At 71.4% G+C, this 18,298-nt stretch carries 22 protein-coding genes; 5 read left to right on the top strand and 17 right to left on the bottom strand.

The window, feature by feature from the left end; all coding sequences use genetic code 11:
• Window positions 1–211: 211 nt before the first annotated feature.
• The 7 genes from trpM to hisI form a co-directional block, all read right to left on the bottom strand.
• Window positions 212–379 (bottom strand): tryptophan biosynthesis modulator TrpM, encoded by a 168-nt coding sequence (gene trpM / locus OG214_RS28845; protein ID WP_382865249.1) that lies wholly within the window; start codon window positions 377–379, stop codon window positions 212–214.
• A 7-nt stretch (window positions 380–386) separates the two neighbouring features.
• Window positions 387–1,196: an indole-3-glycerol phosphate synthase TrpC gene (trpC, locus tag OG214_RS28840; protein ID WP_363080502.1), complete on the bottom strand. Its 810-nt coding sequence runs from the start codon at window positions 1,194–1,196 to the stop codon at window positions 387–389.
• A gap of 123 nt (window positions 1,197–1,319) precedes the next feature.
• A complete protein-coding gene (locus tag OG214_RS28835; protein ID WP_405987646.1) occupies window positions 1,320–1,793 on the bottom strand; it encodes a DUF2752 domain-containing protein in 474 nt (157 codons plus the stop codon).
• 150 nt (window positions 1,794–1,943) lie between these two features.
• Complete coding sequence (locus OG214_RS28830) at window positions 1,944–2,273, bottom strand: HGxxPAAW family protein (protein ID WP_363080505.1); 330 nt, start codon at window positions 2,271–2,273, stop codon at window positions 1,944–1,946.
• Between the two features lie 123 nt (window positions 2,274–2,396).
• Window positions 2,397–3,104, bottom strand: a complete 708-nt coding sequence (locus tag OG214_RS28825) for a TIGR02234 family membrane protein (protein WP_382865244.1) — start codon at window positions 3,102–3,104, stop codon at window positions 2,397–2,399.
• A gap of 14 nt (window positions 3,105–3,118) precedes the next feature.
• The gene (locus tag OG214_RS28820; RefSeq protein WP_363080508.1) at window positions 3,119–4,621 is read right to left on the bottom strand and encodes an anthranilate synthase component I; all 1,503 of its coding nucleotides are present in this window, start codon (window positions 4,619–4,621) and stop codon (window positions 3,119–3,121) included.
• Between the two features lie 37 nt (window positions 4,622–4,658).
• Window positions 4,659–5,090 (bottom strand): phosphoribosyl-AMP cyclohydrolase, encoded by a 432-nt coding sequence (hisI, locus tag OG214_RS28815; RefSeq protein ID WP_405986380.1) that lies wholly within the window; start codon window positions 5,088–5,090, stop codon window positions 4,659–4,661.
• 85 nt (window positions 5,091–5,175) lie between these two features.
• Here hisI and OG214_RS28810 point away from each other — a divergent pair, with 85 nt between their 5' ends.
• Window positions 5,176–5,808, top strand: coding sequence for a TIGR03085 family metal-binding protein (locus OG214_RS28810; protein WP_363080510.1), 633 nt, complete (start codon window positions 5,176–5,178; stop codon window positions 5,806–5,808).
• 22 nt (window positions 5,809–5,830) lie between these two features.
• Here the strand turns inward: OG214_RS28810 and OG214_RS28805 are convergent, their stop codons facing one another.
• The 9 genes from OG214_RS28805 to hisD form a co-directional block, all read right to left on the bottom strand.
• A complete protein-coding gene (locus tag OG214_RS28805; RefSeq protein WP_405986379.1) occupies window positions 5,831–6,799 on the bottom strand; it encodes an alpha/beta hydrolase in 969 nt (322 codons plus the stop codon).
• 246 nt (window positions 6,800–7,045) lie between these two features.
• Window positions 7,046–7,801: an imidazole glycerol phosphate synthase subunit HisF gene (gene hisF, locus OG214_RS28800; RefSeq protein WP_363080512.1), complete on the bottom strand. Its 756-nt coding sequence runs from the start codon at window positions 7,799–7,801 to the stop codon at window positions 7,046–7,048.
• Window positions 7,798–8,202: a RidA family protein gene (locus OG214_RS28795; protein ID WP_383039962.1), complete on the bottom strand. Its 405-nt coding sequence runs from the start codon at window positions 8,200–8,202 to the stop codon at window positions 7,798–7,800. Before OG214_RS28795 ends, hisF begins: the two co-directional genes overlap by 4 nt.
• Window positions 8,199–8,924: a bifunctional 1-(5-phosphoribosyl)-5-((5-phosphoribosylamino)methylideneamino)imidazole-4-carboxamide isomerase/phosphoribosylanthranilate isomerase PriA gene (gene priA, locus OG214_RS28790; protein WP_405987645.1), complete on the bottom strand. Its 726-nt coding sequence runs from the start codon at window positions 8,922–8,924 to the stop codon at window positions 8,199–8,201. Before priA ends, OG214_RS28795 begins: the two co-directional genes overlap by 4 nt.
• Window positions 8,925–8,941: 17 nt before the next feature.
• Window positions 8,942–9,595: an imidazole glycerol phosphate synthase subunit HisH gene (gene hisH / locus OG214_RS28785; RefSeq protein WP_363080514.1), complete on the bottom strand. Its 654-nt coding sequence runs from the start codon at window positions 9,593–9,595 to the stop codon at window positions 8,942–8,944.
• Window positions 9,592–9,759, bottom strand: a complete 168-nt coding sequence (locus tag OG214_RS28780; protein WP_169922667.1) for a hypothetical protein — start codon at window positions 9,757–9,759, stop codon at window positions 9,592–9,594. Before OG214_RS28780 ends, hisH begins: the two co-directional genes overlap by 4 nt.
• Window positions 9,756–10,349, bottom strand: coding sequence for an imidazoleglycerol-phosphate dehydratase HisB (gene hisB, locus OG214_RS28775; RefSeq protein WP_363080515.1), 594 nt, complete (start codon window positions 10,347–10,349; stop codon window positions 9,756–9,758). Before hisB ends, OG214_RS28780 begins: the two co-directional genes overlap by 4 nt.
• On the bottom strand, window positions 10,346–11,464 hold the full coding sequence (locus OG214_RS28770; protein ID WP_363080517.1) for a histidinol-phosphate transaminase: 1,119 nt from the start codon (window positions 11,462–11,464) through the stop codon (window positions 10,346–10,348). The genes hisB and OG214_RS28770 overlap by 4 nt, the downstream gene beginning before the upstream one ends.
• On the bottom strand, window positions 11,461–12,783 hold the full coding sequence (gene hisD, locus OG214_RS28765) for a histidinol dehydrogenase (RefSeq protein WP_365902391.1): 1,323 nt from the start codon (window positions 12,781–12,783) through the stop codon (window positions 11,461–11,463). Before hisD ends, OG214_RS28770 begins: the two co-directional genes overlap by 4 nt.
• A 194-nt stretch (window positions 12,784–12,977) precedes the next feature.
• Here hisD and OG214_RS28760 point away from each other — a divergent pair, with 194 nt between their 5' ends.
• From OG214_RS28760 to ybaK, 4 genes are all read left to right on the top strand, one after another.
• Complete coding sequence (locus OG214_RS28760; protein ID WP_405986378.1) at window positions 12,978–14,579, top strand: oxidoreductase; 1,602 nt, start codon at window positions 12,978–12,980, stop codon at window positions 14,577–14,579.
• 117 nt (window positions 14,580–14,696) lie between these two features.
• On the top strand, window positions 14,697–15,725 hold the full coding sequence (locus tag OG214_RS28755; protein WP_405986377.1) for a hypothetical protein: 1,029 nt from the start codon (window positions 14,697–14,699) through the stop codon (window positions 15,723–15,725).
• 5 nt (window positions 15,726–15,730) lie between these two features.
• Complete coding sequence (locus OG214_RS28750; RefSeq protein ID WP_405986376.1) at window positions 15,731–16,471, top strand: LON peptidase substrate-binding domain-containing protein; 741 nt, start codon at window positions 15,731–15,733, stop codon at window positions 16,469–16,471.
• Between the two features lie 17 nt (window positions 16,472–16,488).
• Window positions 16,489–17,001, top strand: a complete 513-nt coding sequence (gene ybaK, locus OG214_RS28745) for a Cys-tRNA(Pro) deacylase (protein ID WP_382865207.1) — start codon at window positions 16,489–16,491, stop codon at window positions 16,999–17,001.
• 604 nt (window positions 17,002–17,605) lie between these two features.
• Here the strand turns inward: ybaK and OG214_RS28740 are convergent.
• Window positions 17,606–18,295, bottom strand: coding sequence for a hypothetical protein (locus tag OG214_RS28740; RefSeq protein WP_405986375.1), 690 nt, complete (start codon window positions 18,293–18,295; stop codon window positions 17,606–17,608).
• Window positions 18,296–18,298 lie beyond the last annotated feature (3 nt).

Here is an 18,298-nt window from a genome sequence, read left to right as displayed (position 1 = left end):
GAGAACTCCTCTGGAAGCAACGGACGGGACGCACCGTACGCGCCATCGGCGAGGCGGCCGGCCGGACCGCGTGTGCCGGTACCGGAAGAGCGCGCGACAAGATCGCCGCACGGTCCGGGAACCGGTCAATCGCGGAACGGAACGGTACGGAACCGCGCACAGTCGCGCGCGGACTCCGTACCTCCAGGCACACACCACGCCCGAGGCGCGGCTACGGACGCCATCGCATGCCGTTGACCTGACCGGGTTCGTCGCCGATCACATAGCGGACGCGTCGTCCGTGCACCCGTCGCGCCGGCGCACGGCACCCGCGCGGGCGGCAGCCCCGCGCCAGCGCCGCGTGCGGCGTGTGCGGTACGGGAACGGCGACGGCGTTCACGGCGGGGTCAGTCCCTCCCGTGCCGCAGCGCCGGGTGGGCGCCCGCCGCGACGAGGTCGGCGACCGCGGACTTCGGGTCACGCCCGGTCACCAGCGACTCACCGACCAGTACGGCGTCGGCCCCGGCGTTGGCGTACGCGATCAGATCGTGCGGTCCGCGCACCCCCGACTCGGCGATCTTCACGATGCCGGCCGGAATCTCGGGGGCGACCCGCTCGAAGGTGCCACGGTCGACCGCCAGGGTCTTCAGATCGCGCGCGTTGACACCGATGATCCGCGCGCCCGCGTCCACGGCCCGCTCGACCTCCTCCTCGTCGTGCACCTCGACGAGCGGGGTGAGCCCGATCGACTCGGCCCGCTCGATCAGCGAGACCAGCGCCGACTGGTCGAGCGCGGAGACGATCAGCAGCACCAGATCGGCGCCGTACGCACGCGCCTCCCAGAGCTGGTAGGAGGTGACGATGAAGTCCTTGCGCAGAACGGGGATGTCGACCTTGGCCCGTACCGCCTCCAGATCGGCCAGCGAACCGCCGAAGCGCCGCTGCTCGGTCAGTACGGAGATGACGGCGGCGCCGCCCGCCTCGTAATCGGCGGCGAGTCCCGCCGGGTCCGCGATCGCGGCCAGCGCGCCCTTGGACGGGCTGGAGCGCTTGACCTCGCAGATCACCTGGACGGAATCGCCCCGCAGCGCGGCCACTCCGTCCTTGGCCTCCGGAGCCCTGGCCGCGCGCTGCTTCAGCTCATCAAGGCCGACGCGCGCCTGCCGCTCTGCGAGGTCGGCGCGGACGCCTTCGATGATCTCGTCGAGCACACTCACGCGAGGGCCCCCTTTCCTGGACGGGTCTGGACGGGTATGGATCAGGACCAGCCATATCGATGCTATCCGGAAGTGCCCGAAGGCTCCGCATCCGGTTGGCCGAGCATGCCACTGCCTGGGCGTTCATGGTGCGAGCGACGAGCCGAAGGGCAGATTTCTGATCACCGTGAAGAGCAGGACGACCGCACCGAGCGACCACCACCAGAGGGGCCCGAGGGTGATCCGTACCGGCATCCCTCTCCCCGCCCGTACCACCCAGACCACCCAGACCGCGGCGAACACCGCGTAGCCGAGGACCGCGAGCGCGTTGGCGCCGAGGGCGGTGAACGGGTCGCCGTGCGCGACGGCGTAGGCGCTGCGCAGTCCGCCGCAGGCCGGGCAGTAAAGCCCGGTCAGCCAGTAGAGCGGACAGACCGGGTAGTGGCCGGTTTCATTCGGGTCGACCAGAGCGACATAGGTCCAGGCCGAGGCGATCCCGGCGAGGACCCCGAGCGGCGGAAGAACCCGCCGTACGAACGAGGCAGGGGCCGCCGGTGGCGCGTGTACGGGCGCCCCGTGGACCGGGGGCACGGGGACCGGCGGCACGGCGGAAGGCACCTGGGGCACGTGGGGCACCTGGGGCGGGTCGTGTGCGGGGGTTGGCATCGCGTCCACCCGGTGATTGTCGCCGCTCGTGACGGCGCTCGGGACGGGAAGGACGCGGCCCGGCGCCGCCGGACCGCGTCGGGGTGCGGAGCGCCGGCCCGGTCAGACGGTCTGCGTCTGGGGCTCGCTCGTGGCCTCGGCCTTCGCGGTCGCGCCCACCGGCTGGGCCGGCGCCTGCGCCGGTGCCTGGACCTGCCGCTCCCCCGCCTGCTGCCTGGCCCGTACCAGCGCCTCGGACTCCTTGGGCATCCCCAGACCCGCGGCCTTCATCGCCAGACCGACGACACCGCCGAGGAGGATGACACCGATACCGGCCCAGAAACCGGGCGAGTTCGCCGCCACCATGAAGACCCCCGCGACGCAGAAGCCGATGAAGGAGATGGTGACACCGGTCCAGGCCGCCGGGGTGTGTCCGTGGCTGCTGCCCGCCATGAGTTGCTCCTCGTTCCTGTTGCCCTGTCGCGCCGAGTGTGTCTGCGCTGTGTGAGCCGGACGCTCACCGAACATTGTCCAGCATCGGGAACACGTCCGGCCCCGGGGGTCGGGCGATGTGGTTCAGCTCTCGCGCGCGGGGTCCTCGCGCGTCGGGTCCTCACCGCGGTCCAGGGCCTTCCACAGGTCCTCGGGACGGTCGGGGTCCACGACGGGCGTACGCCGGCCGCCGCGCCCGGCGTACGCGCCCGCGCCGGGGCCGCCGGAACCCGCCGTGCCGGAGCGCTCGTACCGCCCGGACATCGCGGGCCACTGCCTGCCGTACACCACCGCGAGCAGCCCCGCGAGCAGGATCAGCACCCCGCCCGCCGTGGTCACGTACGGCCAGGCGGTATGGCTCAGCGCGTCCACCGTCGCGGCGGCGTCACCGGTGGTCCTGGCGGCCAGTTCGTCCAGTGCCGAGCTGTCCGAGGCGCCGAGGAACGCGGCGAGGGCCGCCCCCGCGCCGCTCAGCGCCAGCAGGGCGGCGACCAGCAGCCGTCCGGCCCTGCGGACGGCGAAGACGGCGACGAGGGCCGCGAGACCGACGACGGCGAGGGCGGCGGGCACCCCCGTCACATCACGGCCGTGGGCGTCGAGCGGTATGGAACCGCCGCCGACGGCCGCCGTGCCCTGGGCCCAGGTCTGGCCGGAGGCGATCAGCGCCACGGCGGCGCCCACGGCGCCGAGGAACAGGGCGGCCGCGAGAGCGCGGCGACCGCCGCTCGACGCGGTGGCCACCGGGACGACGGCATGGGGCTGGGGTACGGGTACGGCGCTCACGTACCCCACTATCCCCTACCGTGTCACCCGCCGTTCAGGCGGTTCGCGGTATGCACGGCGCGCAGCACGGCTGCCGCCTTGTTACGGCACTCGATGTCCTCGGAGACCGGATCGGAGTCGGCGACGACACCCGCCCCCGCCTGGACGTACGCGGTGCCGTCGCGCAGCAGCGCGGTACGGATGGCGATGGCCGTGTCGGAGTCCCCGGCGAAGTCGAGATAGCCGACGCAGCCGCCGTACAGTCCGCGACGGGTGGGCTCCAGCTCGTCGATGATCTGCATGGCGCGCGGCTTGGGCGCCCCGGAGAGGGTGCCGGCGGGGAAGCAGGCGGTCAGCACGTCGAAGGCGGTACGGCCCTCGGCGACCCGCCCGGTCACCGTGGACACGATGTGCATGACGTGCGAGTACCGCTCGACCGACATGAAGTCCACGACCTCCACCGTGCCCGGCGCGCAGACCCGGCCCAGATCGTTGCGGCCGAGGTCGACGAGCATGAGGTGCTCGGCGCGCTCCTTGGGATCGGCGAGCAGTTCCTCGGCGAGGGCCTGGTCCTCCCTCGGGGTGGCGCCCCGGTGCCGGGTCCCGGCGATCGGATGCACCATCGCGCGCCCGTCCTCGACCTTGACCAGGGCCTCGGGGCTGGAGCCCACGACGTCGAAGGTCCTGCCGTCCTCGTGCGGGAAGCGGAAGAGATACATGTACGGCGACGGATTGGTGGCGCGCAGCACCCGGTAGACGTCCAGGGCACTCGCGGTGACGGGGGTCTCGAAGCGCTGCGAGGGGACGACCTGGAAGGCCTCGCCCGCCCTGATCCGCTCCTTGATGTCCTCGACGGCGGCCTGGTAGTCGGAGCCGCCCCAGAGCGCGGTGTACTCGGGCAGTTCGGAGACGGGCAGCGCGGCCGGCGCGGAGTGGAGCGGTTCGGCGAGATCGGCGGCCATGGCGTCGAGCCGGGCGACGGCGTCCGCGTACGCCTCGTCCACACCGGTGTCCAGGTCGTTGTGGTTGATCGCGTTGGCGATCAGCAGGACCGTGCCGTCCCAGTGGTCGAGTACGGCGAGGTCCGAGGTGAGCAGCATGGTCAGCTCGGGGATGCGCAGATCGTCGCGCGCGTGCTCGCCGATCCGCTCCAGCCTGCGGACGATGTCGTATCCGAGATAGCCGACCATCCCGCCGGTGAAGGGCGGCATGCCGGAGGAGAGATCGCGGGGGGTGTGCAGGGTCTCCACGGTGGCGCGCAGGGCGGCCAGCGGATCACCGTCCACGGGGACCCCGACGGGCGGGGTGCCGAGCCAGTGCGTACGGCCGTCGCGTTCGGTGAGCGTGGCGGCGGACCGTACCCCGATGAAGGAGTAGCGGGACCAGGAGCGGCCGTTCTCCGCGGACTCCAGCAGGAAGGTCCCGGGACGCTCGGCGGCGAGCTTGCGGTACAGGCCGACCGGGGTGTCGCCGTCCGCGAGGAGGCGCCTGCTGACGGGGATGACACGGCGGTCCACCGCCAGCTTGCGGAAGGTCTCAAGGTCCATGGCGGCTGACCCTACTCGGTGGAACGGACCCGGCCGTTCACCGTCCGAGCGGCAGGACATCCGCGTCGAAGCAGGTGCGCGCGCCGGTGTGGCAGGCGGCTCCCACCTGGTCGACCTGGACCAGAACGGTGTCGGCGTCGCAGTCCAGGGCGACGGACTTGACGTGCTGGACATGGCCGGAGGTGTCGCCCTTGACCCAGTACTCGCGGCGGCTGCGGGACCAGTAGGTGCAGCGGCCGGTGGTCAGGGTGCGGTGCAGTGCCTCGTCGTCCATCCAGCCCAGCATCAGCACCTCGCCGGTGTCGTACTGCTGGGCGATGGCAGGGAGCAGTCCGTCGGCGGTCCGCTTGAGCCGGTCCGCGATGGCGGGGTCGAGTCCATGGTCCGGGCCGGGGCCGGGGGCTCCGGCGGCGCCGGGTGTACCGGCGGTGGTGGACGGCGTGCTGGGCGTGCTGGACGTACTGCTCATGGGTCCCATTGTGCCGCGCCCGCGCCGTCCGACGGGCCCGGTGTCCACTGGGCGGACGGGGCCGGGCCGCCGTAGGGTGGGGGCCATGTCGACCCATGCGAAGCGTGAACGGCTGCTGCTCGCCGACCTGTTGGAAGCCGCGGGCCCGGAGGCGCCGACGCTCTGCGACGGCTGGCTGACCCGGGATCTCACGGCCCATGTCGTGGTGCGCGAGCGCCGCCCCGACGCGGCGGGCGGGGTGCTGGTGCCCGCGCTCAGGAACCGGCTGGAGCGGGTGCAGGCGGAGTACGCCGCGAAGCCGTACGAGGAGCTGATCCACCTCATCCGTACGGGACCGCCGCGGCTGTCGCCGTACGGCATCAAGCAGATCGACGAGGCGGCGAACGCGATCGAGTTCTATGTGCACGCCGAGGATGTCCGGCGGGCGCAGCCCGACTGGACCCCGCGTGAGCTGGACCGTGTCTTCTCGGACGCGCTCTGGTCGCGGCTGGAGAAGGGCGGCCGGATGCTGGGGCGCAGGTCCCCGGTGGGTCTGGTGCTGCGCCGCCCGGACGGCCAGACGGCCGTGGCCCACCGCGGCACACCGGTGGTCACGGTCACCGGTGAGCCGGGTGAGCTGGTGCTCTTCGTGTTCGGACGGCAGGGCGTCACGGATGTGGAGCTGGAGGGCGACAAGGACGCGATCGCCCGGCTCCAGGAGGCGAAGCTCGGTATCTAGGTGCTGTCCGGCCGGACGGGGCCTAGGCCCTGTCCGGTGCCGGGACCGGGGTGTGCGGACAGGTGCCCCGGTACTCCGCGATCGCCGGGCCCGGCACCGGCGGGGGGCAGAGGAACTGGTCGTAGCGGGTGTCGTTGTCGATGAACCGCTTCAGCCAGGACACGCTGTACTTGGCGATCGTGGTGTTCGCCGTGATCGGGGTGCGGTGGTCGGCGCCCCTCAGCTCCAGATACGCCTTGTCGAGCGTGCCGGGCAGTGACTCGTAGAACGGCTCGGAGTGCCCCGCGACCGGCGCGACCGTATCGCCGTCGGCCCCGACCACCAGGGTGGGCGTACGGACCTCGGGCCAGGTCGTGTCCAGATTCCAGCCGGTCAGCGGGATGGCCGCCTTCAGTGACGTACGGCTCTTGGCGGCCTCCAGGGAGCCGCCGCCGCCCATCGAGTGGCCCATGACACCGAGGCGCCCGGGGTCGATCCGGTCCTTGACCGCCGAATCGCCCGTCAGATAGTCGAGGGCCGCGAGGAGTTGACGTCCACGCCCGGCGGGCTGGTCGAGCACGGTGATGGTGTCGATGGTGAGGACGACGAAGCCCTGGGAGGCGAGGCGCGGTCCGTACCAGGCGATGCTGGACTGGGTGCCGGTGAAGCCGGGCGAGACGGCCACCGCGCCGAAGGTGCCGTCCGCGGTGGAGGTCGGGTAGTAGACCGTGCCGCCGCCGAAGCCCCGCACGCTCGACCGCGCCACCCGGATCTGGGAGACGGCGTACGGGCCGAGGGGCGCCTCGACGCCGGCCACGGTGGGCGCGGGGCCGCGCTCGTACGGATTGTCCGCGGCTTCGGCGGCGCCGGGGATCAGCGCGGCGAAGAGCCCCGCGGTGGCCGCCGCGAGGCTCCAGGTGATCCGGGCGCTTCGGGTACTTCGTGGACTCCGGGCACTTCGGGCACTCCGTGTACGGGCGGGGGTACGCGGCTGAGCGTGCTGCTGCTGCACGGTGGGGGCCTCTCGGTCGTGACGGAGCCACACCGGAAGCCGTCGGGTGCGCCGGAGTGGAACCGCGATTGTCACTGACGGTTCCACTCTCGCGGCGCATTCGTCCGGAGAGCACCGGCGAGTTCACCGGTCTTCACCAGTCCTCGTCAGTCTTCCCCGGCCTTCACCGGATTCCACCATTTCCCACAGGCGAACAGGCGTGCCCCGGGTGCAGGCCCCGGTCCCGTTCCGGATCAACACCCGTGCTCAGCGCACCGGATGGCCCGCTTCCCGCAGCGCGTGCTTGACCTCCGAGATCCGCAGATCGCCGAAGTGGAAGACGGAGGCGGCCAGTACGGCGTCCGCGCCCGCGTCGATGGCGGGCGCGAAGTCGGCGAGCCGGCCCGCGCCCCCGGACGCGATAACGGGCACGGTCACATGGCGGCGCACGGCCGCGATCATCTCCGTGTCGTAGCCGTCCTTCGTACCGTCCGCGTCCATCGAGTTGAGCAGGATCTCCCCGGCGCCCAACTCGGCCGCCCGGTGCGCCCATTCGACGGCGTCGATACCGGTGCCCTGCCGTCCGCCGTGTGTCGTGACCTCGAACGAGCCGGACGGGGTGCGCCGCGCGTCGACCGACAGCACCAGCACCTGCCGTCCGAAGCGCTCGGCGATCTCCCGGATCAGCTCGGGCCGCGCGATGGCCGCGGTGTTGACCCCGACCTTGTCCGCGCCGGCCCGCAGCAGCTTGTCGACATCCTCGGGGGTACGGACGCCCCCGCCGACGGTGAGCGGGATGAAGACCTGCTCGGCGGTGCGGCGCACCACGTCGTAGGTCGTCTCCCGGTCGCCGGACGACGCGGTGATGTCGAGGAACGTCAGTTCGTCGGCGCCCTCCGCGTCGTACAGCTTGGCCATCTCGACGGGATCGCCGGCATCGCGCAGATTCTGGAAGTTGACGCCCTTCACGACCCGGCCGTTGTCCACGTCCAGGCAGGGAATGACCCGTACGGCGAGAGTCACCCGGCACCTCCCCGGTAGGCCTCGACCTCGACCTCGACGAAGAGACTCGGATCGATCAGCCCGGCGACGACGATCATCGAGGCGGCGGGGCGCACGGCGTCGAACAGCTCCTTGTGGGCGCGGCCGACCTCCTCGGCGTCCCGGACATGGGTGAGGTACATCCGGGTACGGACCACATGCCCGGCGCCGAGGCCCAGTTCCCCCAGCGCCTTGAGGGCGACACCGAAGGCGGTCTTCGTCTGCTCGTACGGACCGCCCTCCGCGATCCTGCCGTCGACCACCGAGGTGCAGCCGGACACCAGGACGAGACCGCTGGGCAGTTCGACCGCGCGGGAGTAGCCGAAGGACTCCTCCCAGGGCCCGCCGGAGGAGATCCTCCGTACCCCCGTGGTGCCGGTCATCCGCGCACCGCCGTCAGCGCCTCTTCCAGGGTGAACGCCTTGGCGTAGAGGGCCTTGCCGACGATCGCGCCCTCGACGCCCACGGGCACGAGCGAGGCGATGGCGCGCAGATCGTCCAGCGAGGAGACCCCGCCGGAGGCGACGACCGGCTTGTCGGTCGCGGCGCAGACATTCTTCAGCAGCTCCAGATTGGGGCCCTGGAGCGTGCCGTCCTTGGCGATGTCGGTGACGACGTAGCGGGCGCAGCCCTCGGAGTCCAGCCGGACCAGCGTCTCGTAGAGATCGCCGCCGTCCCGGGTCCAGCCCCGGCCGCGCAGCGTGGTGCCGCGTACATCGAGGCCGACCGCGATCCGGTCGCCGTGCGCGGCGATGATCCGGGCGACCCACTCGGGGCTCTCCAGCGCGGCCGTACCGAGGTTGACCCGGGTGCAGCCGGTGGCGAGGGCCGCGGCGAGCGAGGCGTCGTCGCGGATACCGCCGGAGAGTTCGACCTTGATGTCCATGGCCGCGGTGACCTCGGCGATCAGCTCGCGGTTGTCGCCGGTGCCGAACGCGGCGTCGAGGTCGACGAGATGCAGCCACTCGGCACCGGAGCGCTGCCAGGCGAGGGCGGCTTCGAGGGGCGAGCCGTAGGACGTCTCCGTACCGGACTCGCCGTGGACGAGCCGTACGGCCTGGCCGTCACGGACGTCGACGGCGGGGAGGAGTTCGAGCTTCGGCACAAGAGCCTCGGGTGACATCAGAGGGTTCCGATCCAGTTGGTCAGCAGCGTGGCACCGGCGTCGCCGGACTTCTCGGGGTGGAACTGGGTGGCCCACAGTGCCCCGTTCTCCACGGCGGCCACGAACGGCTCGCCGTGCGTGGACCAGGTGACCCTGGGGGCCCGGATCTTGGGGTTGGTGACTTCCAGGTTCCAGTCGTGCACCGCGTACGAGTGGACGAAGTAGAACCGGGCCCCGGCGTCGAGACCGGCGAACAGCTCGCTGTCCTCCGGTGCCTGGACCGTGTTCCATCCCATGTGGGGGACGATCGGCGCGGTCAGCGGCGCGACCGTGCCGGGCCACTCGTCCAGTCCCTCGGTCTCCACGCCGTGCTCGATGCCCCGCTCGAAGAGGATCTGCATACCGACGCAGATGCCCATGACGGGACGGCCGCCCGCGAGTCTGCGGCCTATGATCCAGTCGCCCCGGGCGGCGGTGAGCCCCTTCATACAGGCGGAGAAGGCCCCGACACCGGGGACGAGCAGTCCGTCGGCGTTCATGGCGCGGTCGAAGTCCCGGGTGATCTCGACCTCGGCGCCGGCGCGGGCGAGGGCCCGTTCCGCGGAGCGGACATTGCCGAATCCGTAGTCGAACACCACAACGCTCTTGGCGCTCTTACCGGTCTTGGTCATTCCCAGATCCCCTGGATACGCAGGACCCCGGCGATCAGACAGAGCGCGGAGCACAGCGCGAGCAGCACGATCACGCCCTTGGGCAGCTTCTGCTTGGCAAAGGAATAGACACCCCCGGCCAGAAAAAGCCCCACGACGATCAGAATGGTCGACAGACCGGTCATAGGGCGCCCTTGGTCGAAGGAAGGATGCCGACCGCGCGCGGGTCGCGCTCGGAGGCGTACCGCAGGGCGCGCGCGAGGGCCTTGAACTGGCACTCCACGATGTGGTGGGCGTTGCGTCCGTACGGGACATGGACATGCAGCGCGATCTGCGCCTGGGCCACGAAGGACTCCAGGATGTGCCGGGTCATGGTCGTGTCGTACTCGCCGATCATCGGCGCCATGTTCTCGGGCTCGCTGTGCACCAGATACGGACGGCCCGAGAGGTCCACCGTCACCTGGGCGAGCGCCTCGTCCAGCGGCACCGTGCAGTTGCCGAAGCGGTAGATGCCGACCTTGTCGCCGAGGGCCTGCCTGAAGGCGGCGCCGAGGGCGAGCGCGGTGTCCTCGATGGTGTGGTGCGAGTCGATGTGCAGATCGCCCTCGGTCTTCACCGTGAGATCGAACAGACCGTGCCGGCCTAGCTGGTCGAGCATGTGGTCGTAGAAGCCGACCCCCGTCGACACAGCCACCTCGCCCCTGCCGTCGAGATCGATCTCGACGACCACGGAGGTTTCCTTCGTACTGCGTTCCACACGGCCGATCCGGCTCATGCGCTCTGCTCCTTCTTCAGATCACGTACCGCGTCGAGGAACGCGTCGTTCTCGGCCGGGGTGCCCGCGGTGACCCGCAGCCGGCCCGGTACGCCGTTGTCACGGATCAGGACACCCCGGTCGAGAATCCGCTGCCACGCCGTGTGGGAGTCCTCGAAGCGGCCGAACTGGACGAAGTTCGCGTCCGACTCGGTGACCTCGTAACCGATCGCCCGCAACTCCCCGACCAGCCGGTCCCGCTCGGCCTTCAGTGTCTCGACGTACCCGAGCAGCGTATCGGTGTGCTCCAGCGCGGCGAGCGCGGTGGCCTGGGTGACGGCGGAGAGGTGGTAGGGCAGCCGTACCAGCTGGACGGCGTCGACCACCGCGGGATGCGCCGCGAGATAGCCGAGGCGCAGTCCCGCCGCGCCGAAGGCCTTGGACATCGTGCGGGACACGACCAGATACGGCCGGTCCGCCAGCAGCGGCAGCAGGGAGGGCCGGTGGCTGAACTCGACATAGGCCTCGTCCACCACGACGAGCGACTTCCGCGCCTTCTGGGCGGCCTCGTAGAGCGCGAGGACCGTCCCGGCGTCGACGGCCGTGCCCGTGGGGTTGTTGGGCGAGGTGATGAAGACGACATCGGGCCGGTGCTCGGCGAGCGCCTCGCGCGCCGCGTCCACATCGATGGTGAAGTCCTCGTTCCGCGGCCCCGAGAGCCAGCCGGTGCCGGTACCGCGCGCGATGAGTCCGTGCATCGAGTACGAGGGCTCGAAGCCGATCGCCGTACGGCCGGGACCGCCGAAGGTCTGGAGCAGTTGCTGGATGACCTCGTTGGAGCCGTTGGCGGCCCAGACGTTCGCGGTCGTCAGCGGGTACTTCCCGGTACGGGTGAGATACGCGGCCAGCCCGGTGCGCAGCTCGACCGCGTCCCGGTCCGGATAGCGGTTGAGCCCGCGCGCGGCCTCGCGCACACGCTCGGTGATCCGCTCGACCAGCGGCTCGGGCAGCGGGTAGGGGTTCTCGTTGGTGTTGAGCTGTACGGGGACATCGAGCTGGGGAGCGCCGTACGGGGACTTCCCGCGCAGCTCGTCCCGTACGGGCAGATCGTCGATGCCGAAGACGGAGCTGGTCACTGACCGGGCACCTGCCATCCGAACCTCGATTTCACGGCCGCGCCGTGCGCCGGCAGGTCCTCCGCCTCCGCGAGCGTCACCACATGGTGGGCGACCTCGGCGAGCGCGCTCTCGCTGTAGTCCACGATGTGGATACCGCGCAGGAACGACTGGACGGAGAGCCCCGAGGAGTGACAGGCGCAACCGCCGGTCGGCAGGACATGGTTGGAGCCCGCGCAGTAGTCCCCGAGCGAGACCGGGGAGTACGGACCGACGAAGATCGCGCCCGCGTTACGGACCCGCCCGGCCACCCCGGCCGCGTCGGCCGTCTGGATCTCCAGGTGCTCGGCACCGTACGCGTCGACGACCCGCAGGCCGTCCTCGACGGAGTCGACCAGCACGACCGCCGACTGCCGGCCGGAGAGCGCGGGGACGACCCGGTCCTCGATGTGCCGGGTGGCCGCGGTCTGGGGCACCAGTTCCTTGTCCACCGCGTCGGCCAGCTCCACCGAGTCGGTGACGAGGACGGCCGCGGCGAGCGGGTCGTGCTCGGCCTGGCTGATCAGATCTGCGGCGACATGCACGGGATCGGCGCTCGCGTCGGCGAGGATCGCGATCTCGGTGGGACCGGCCTCGGCGTCGATACCGATCCGGCCGGTGAAGTAGCGCTTGGCGGCGGCGACCCAGATGTTGCCGGGGCCGGTGACCATGTTCACGGGAGCGCACTCGTCGGTCCCGTACGCGAACATCGCGACGGCCGTGGCGCCGCCCGCCGCGTACACCTCGTCGATCCCGAGCAGCGCGCACGCCGCCAGGATGGTCGGGTGCGGCAGACCGCCGAACTCCCGCTGGGCGGGCGAGGCCAGCGCGATGGACTCGACACCCGCCACCTGCGCCGGCACCACGTTCATGACCACGGACGACGGATAGACGGACCGGCCGCCCGGTGCGTAGAGCCCCACACGCCCGACGGGAACCCACTTCTCGGTCACCGTGCCGCCGGGGACGACCTGGGTGGTGTGCGAGCCGCGCCGCTGGGCGCGGTGGACCAGCTCGGCCCGCCGGATCGACTCCTCCAGAGCGGCCCGTACGGCGGGGTCGAGCGCCTCCAGGGCGGCACCGAGGGCGGCCACGGGCACCCGGATCCGCTCCAGCGTCACACCGTCGAATCTCTCGGCGTACTCGATCAGCGCCGCGGTGCCCCGATGATGCACGTCCTCGCAGATGGGCCGCACCTTCTCCAGGGCGGCTTCCACGTCGAACTCGGCTCGGGGCAGCAGGTCACGCAGGGCTCCGCCCTCGGGGAGGGCGTCACCGCGCAGATCGATTCGTGAGATCACGGGGTCAATTCTCGCAGACCGGATCAGGCCGTCGGACGGCTGTATCACTGGCTGATACATGTCCCGGAGCGCGCGTCTCACTACTAGCGTTCAGCACGTCACCCAGCGGGCACAACCGTTGTACAGACCGGCCAAGAACCGTCTGTACAACGTCGGTGACCATCTGTACGCAATCAGGGGAAGCGGAGGCGGCAGTGACCGAGCCGCAGGACGACGAATCTCCCGACTGGCTCAGCGCGGCGGAACTGGGCATGTGGCAGTCGTTCCGGAACGGCAGTACCTACGACCTGAGCACCTCGGACCCGCTGCTGAACGATCCTTTCTCGCCGATCCCCTGGGACACCGAGCGCAGTGTGCGCGCCCGTGTCATGGCCCTGCTGCTGCTCAGCGGGCCCACGGCACTGCCCGGCCGGGTCGCGGCGCTCAAGCTCCGCGGGATCCAGATCACCGGGACGCTCAATCTCGCGGGCGGCACGATAGCGCCGTACGTCGAGCTGAACCACTGCCGCTTCGAGAACGAGGTGGTGCTGCCCGAGTCCCACTTCACCACCCTGCGGATGGTGGGCTGTGCGATACCGCGCCTGGAGGCGGCCCGGCTGCACACCGAGGGCGATCTGCATCTGCCGCGCTGCCGGGTCGACCGGGGGATCCGGCTGACCGACGCGCAGATCGGTACGGATCTGCTGATCAGCCAGATCGATGTACGGCCCGACCGGCTGGGCCGGGCGATCACCGCCGACGGAATGTCCGTCGCCCAGGATCTCCAGGCCGATCAGATCGAGACATACGGCGAGGTCAGTCTGCGGGGCGCGAAGATCGGTGTGTCGCTGAGCCTGCGGGGCAGCCGGCTGCGCGCGGCGGCGCAGCGGCGCGCGCTCAACGCCCCGCAGCTCACGGTGGAACGTTCCCTCTATATGACGGGCGCGTGGGTGAGCGAGGAGACCGGAGCGCCGGGGACCACTCCGCCGCACGGCATCGGACGCGTCTCCACACCCCTGCACGGCACCCGGTTGCAGCCGTTCGAATGCCGGGGCGGGGTACGGCTGGACGACGGCCGGTTCGGGGACGCGGTCGACGTGGACCAGGCGCGGTTCTTCCTGGCGGCCACCGACGAGGTCTCACTGCGCCGGATCGTCACCCCCGAACTGCGTTTCAAATGCGAACGCCCGGAGGAGGGCCGGGTCGTCCTGAGCGGCGCGAAGATCGTCACGCTCGTCGACATGTCGACGAGCTGGCCGGGGCCGGGCGGTCTGGCGATGGGCGGCTTCGTCTACGAGAACCTCGTCCCGTTCGGCCACTTCCCGCTGCCGCGGCGGCTGGAGTGGGTGGCCGCGGCGACGCCCGAGTACTCCCCCGAACCGTACGAACGACTGGCCCAGGTGCTGCGCAACAGCGGCGAGGACGCGGACGCGCGCGAGGTGCTGCTCGCCAAACAGCGCCGCCGCCGCGAGACGCTGCCGCTCGCCGCGAAGCTCTGGGGGTACCTCCAGGACTGGACGGTCGCCTACGGCTACCGCCCCGGCCGGGCGGCCCTCTGGATGGCGGTGCTCTGGGGCGCGGGCACGATCGGCTTCGCGCACCACGCCCCGCCGTCGATCAAGGCCACGGAACACCCGGAGTGGAACCCCGCGCTCTACGCGCTGGATCTGCTGATCCCGGTCATCAACCTCGGCCAGGACGGCTACTGGCTGCTGACAGGCGGCTGGCAGTGGGCGGCGGCGACCCTGGTGATACTGGGCTGGATCCTGGCGACAACGGTCGCGACAGGCGCGTCCCGCCTGCTCCGACGGGGCTAGGAATGGGGGGGCCGCTCTCGATTCTTTGCCGTCCCTTGACTTTTGACAGGACAACCTTCGGCCCCCTACCAAAGCTTCACAGCAGCCCCCTGGCGCCTCCGCCACCTGCGGTTTTCAATGGTCCGCACCATGTCATTGCTTCGCGCCCTGATCAGCACCGCGCGTATGGTCCGGCACACCCCGCAGCTCAGCGCCGGGCTGCCGCCGGACGACGCGGTGCTGCTCGACGCCCCGGACGACCGGCTCGGCCCCGCACTGGTCTCCGCCGCGCTCGGCGAGTACGAGCAGGCCGCGAAGCTGCTGGCGACCACCCGGGAATCGGCCGAGTGGGAGAACCGCGACCGCTATGTGATGCGGCTGGCGGCCTTCGCCCACGGCCGTGACGCCTGGCTGACCGCCTGGCTCCGTACCGCGCCCCGCGATCCCGACGCGCTGCTCGTCAAGGCCGAACTCGCCATCCGCAGAGCATGGGAGTCGCCCGCCCGTGCCGAACGGCTGCGTGAGACGGGCCCGCTGATCGACGCCGCGGCCGACGGCGATCCCCGCGACCCGGTGCCGTGGCGCGTCGCGCTCGACCACGCTCGTGGCACCCACGCCACGCACTCCGCCTTCGAGACGCTGTGGGAACAGGCCGTACGCCGCTCCTCGCACCACTACGGCTGCCATGTCTCGGCACTCCAGTACCTCTCGGCCCAGTGGTACGGCTCGCACCGCGAGTGCTTCGACTTCGCCGAGCAGGCGGCGTACGACGCGCTCCCGGGCTCGCTCGTACGCGCGCTGCCGCTACGGGCCGCCTTCACCCAACTGCTCGGCGGAGAGCTCACCTCCGTACAGATGGACCGTGTCGACGCCGCCGCCGACCTCGCGATCACGGTCTCCGCCGAGTACGCCGCGTGCGATCCCTGGCCGGCCGAGGTGCGCAATCTGCTGGTGTACGTACTGGCGGAGCGGGGGCGCTGGAACGAGGCGCTGGAACAGTTCCGCCTGATCGGACCGTACGCGACGTCCTTCCCGTGGACCTGTTTCACCGACGATCCGCTGGGCCAGTTCCTGGAAACGCGCGACCGCGCGCGGATCCAGGTGGCCTCGGCGACGCCTTTGCGGGGCAGAGCAGAACGGAGACCGCCCCGCGGCCATTACGCTTGACCGTTGTGACCACCGCACGCCTCCCTCTCTTCCCGCTGAACGCGGTGCTGTTCCCGGGCCTCGTCCTGCCCCTGAACGTCTTCGAGGAGCGCTATCGCGCGATGATGCGTGAGCTGCTCAAGACGGACGAGTCCGAGCCGCGCCGCTTCGCCGTGGTCGCCATCCGCGACGGGCACGAGGTCGCGCCGACCTTGCCGGGCATGCCGGACTCGACGTCCCTGCCCCAGCGCGGACCGGCCGCCGGCTTCGGCCCCGAACCCCTCGACGCCTTCCACCCGGTGGGCTGCGTCGCGGACGCGGCGACGATCCGTGAACGCCCCGACGGCAGCTTCGAGGTGGTGGCCACCGGCACCACCCGCGTCCGACTGCTCTCGGTCGACGCGAGCGGCCCGTATCTGACAGCCGAACTGGAGGATCTCCCCGAAGAGGCGGGCGACGGCGCACGCGCCCTCGCCGAAGGCGTCCTGCGGGCGTTCCGCGGCTACCAGAAGCGGTTGGCGGGCGCGCGCGAGCGCTCACTCTCCAGGAGCGACGAACTCCCGGACGAGCCCTCGGTGGTGTCCTATCTGGTCGCCGCGGCGGCCGTCCTCGACACCCCGGCGAAGCAGCGGCTGCTGGAGGCACCGGACATCGCGACCCGGCTGCGCGAGGAGCTGAAACTGCTGCGGTCCGAGACGGCTGTGATCCGCCATCTGCCCTCCCTGCCCGCGGTGACGCTGACCCACACGCCATCCAGCCCCAACTAACGCGAGGAATGGACGCCTTGGCGAAGAAGTCCAAGAAGCAGCAGTCCGGCGGCACCCCGGCGACGGTCGCCCTGACCGCGGCGGGCACGGCGTACACCCTGCACGCGTACGAACACGACCCCGCGTCCGCGTCCTACGGCGAGGAGGCGGCCGAGGCGCTGGGCGTCTCCCCGGACCGCGTCTTCAAGACCCTGGTCGCGGACGTCGACGGCGAACTGACCGTGGCCGTCGTCCCGGTCGCCGGTTCACTGGACCTCAAGGCCCTCGCGGCGGCGGTCGGCGGCAAGCGCGCGGCCATGGCGGACCCGGCGGCGGCGGAACGTACGACGGGTTACGTACGCGGCGGCATCTCCCCACTGGGCCAGCGCAAGCGGCTCCGTACGGTCCTGGACGCCTCGGCCGAGTCCCACCCCACCATCTGCGTCTCGGCGGGCCGCCGGGGCCTGGAGGTCGAACTGTCCCCCAAGGACCTGGCAACCCTCACCACGGCAACCCTGGCCCCCATCGCCCGCGGCGGCGCTACTTTTTAAGGGCTCGGTTCGCCTCCGGGGCGCTTCATGTCGATGCCGACGGTCGACCGTGCTCGGTCCGCTCGTACCTCACGGACCTGCGCGCGCTCTCCCTTTCGGCACCGACGCGCCCCTTCGGCTCACTCGCCGGCGGCGGTGCGCAACCAGAACGTCAACGCAACCCGGTCCCGTCCGGCCGGTTCGTCCTCAATCGCCGGACGGGCTCGATGTGGGCCCGGACCGGCCGTCAGTCGGAGCACCGGCGGGAGGGGGTCGGGGTCGTAGGAGGTGCGTGTCCGGACACTAAAGCGTGATTTGTGGCGCACACCGAGCCGCACCCGACAACGAGACCCGCACGCGCCGTAAATCATGCCGTCCGGACATGTACCTCCGGAGGCCCCGGCACCCGCACCACCCACACACCGGCGCCCCCGCGCCGCCTCCGCGCCGCCCCCGCGCCGCCAAGCGCGCGTCACACTCCCGACGCGGGCCGGAAAACAAGCCCGTCCGGCGATTGAGGACAGACCGTCACGCGGACAGGACCCGCACCCGAAAACCCGCCCCAGCCGAAGCAAACCCAGAACCACGCCCCCCGCCGGAAGGCGACCCGCCGCGGAGGCGGGGACTACTTCCCCGCCTCCCAGGCGGCGCGACCGTCCTCGTCCCGCGCCGGCCCGTACGCCGGCCCGTACGCCGGGCCCCAGTCCCACTCCGGTTCCGGATCGCGAGGGCCGAAGAGGGCCGTCAGCGCGAGATGGACCACCATCGCCGCGACCGGCCACGCCAGCAACGCGCCCTTCGCGTTCAGTTCGAGCGGCGCGTCGAACGTCACGCCCGTACCCGCCGCCTTCGCGTGCGCCACCACGTCCGACGTGGGGCCGAGCCAGGTGCCGAGCTGCCACGCCAGCACCGCGCCCAGCAGGCCGCCCAACGCCAGACCCACCACCAGCGGGATCCCGCCGCGCCTGCGGAACAGGAACACCAGCGCCGCGCTGAGGGCGCCGAAACCCAGCGCCAGCAGCAGGAACGTACCGTCGGCGGCGATCGCCTCCTCGCCCTCCGTGTCCTTGAGGAAGACCGCCGTGGCGTCCGAGATCAGCGGAACGCGCGGCGCCAGCCACAGCCACAGCAGTCCGAGCGCCAGCCCCGACACCGCGACCGCCACCAGTACCACGGCGGCCTGGCGCACCTCGGTCTTCATCTCGGGGGACCCCTTCTCCGCCTCGTCCCCGGGGAAGGGCGAGGCCCCGGCGGGCGCTGACTGCCAGGGATCTTCGTGCGGCGGCTGGTGAGGCGGCGTCAGAGGTGCGGTCACTGT

The sequence above is a fragment of the Streptomyces sp. NBC_00872 genome, assembly GCF_045161915.1.
Lineage (GTDB): Bacteria > Actinomycetota > Actinomycetes > Streptomycetales > Streptomycetaceae > Streptomyces.
This window is presented reverse-complemented; position numbering and strand designations above follow the sequence as displayed.

What these genes read in the sequence shown, in the direction of transcription:
- OG214_RS28810 (WP_363080510.1), top strand. Translation starts at nt 5,176, where the DNA reads ATGTCGACCCATGCGAAGCGTGAACGGCTGCTGCTCGCCGACCTGTTG.
- OG214_RS28780 (WP_169922667.1), bottom strand. Translation starts at nt 9,759, where the DNA reads ATGACCGGTCTGTCGACCATTCTGATCGTCGTGGGGCTTTTTCTGGCC.
- OG214_RS28795 (WP_383039962.1), bottom strand. Translation starts at nt 8,202, where the DNA reads ATGACCGGCACCACGGGGGTACGGAGGATCTCCTCCGGCGGGCCCTGG.
- OG214_RS28755 (WP_405986377.1), top strand. Translation starts at nt 14,697, where the DNA reads ATGGTCCGCACCATGTCATTGCTTCGCGCCCTGATCAGCACCGCGCGT.
- OG214_RS28830 (WP_363080505.1), bottom strand. Translation starts at nt 2,273, where the DNA reads ATGGCGGGCAGCAGCCACGGACACACCCCGGCGGCCTGGACCGGTGTC.
- hisI (WP_405986380.1), bottom strand. Translation starts at nt 5,090, where the DNA reads ATGAGCAGTACGTCCAGCACGCCCAGCACGCCGTCCACCACCGCCGGT.
- hisB (WP_363080515.1), bottom strand. Translation starts at nt 10,349, where the DNA reads ATGAGCCGGATCGGCCGTGTGGAACGCAGTACGAAGGAAACCTCCGTG.
- OG214_RS28820 (WP_363080508.1), bottom strand. Translation starts at nt 4,621, where the DNA reads ATGGACCTTGAGACCTTCCGCAAGCTGGCGGTGGACCGCCGTGTCATC.
- hisH (WP_363080514.1), bottom strand. Translation starts at nt 9,595, where the DNA reads ATGACCAAGACCGGTAAGAGCGCCAAGAGCGTTGTGGTGTTCGACTAC.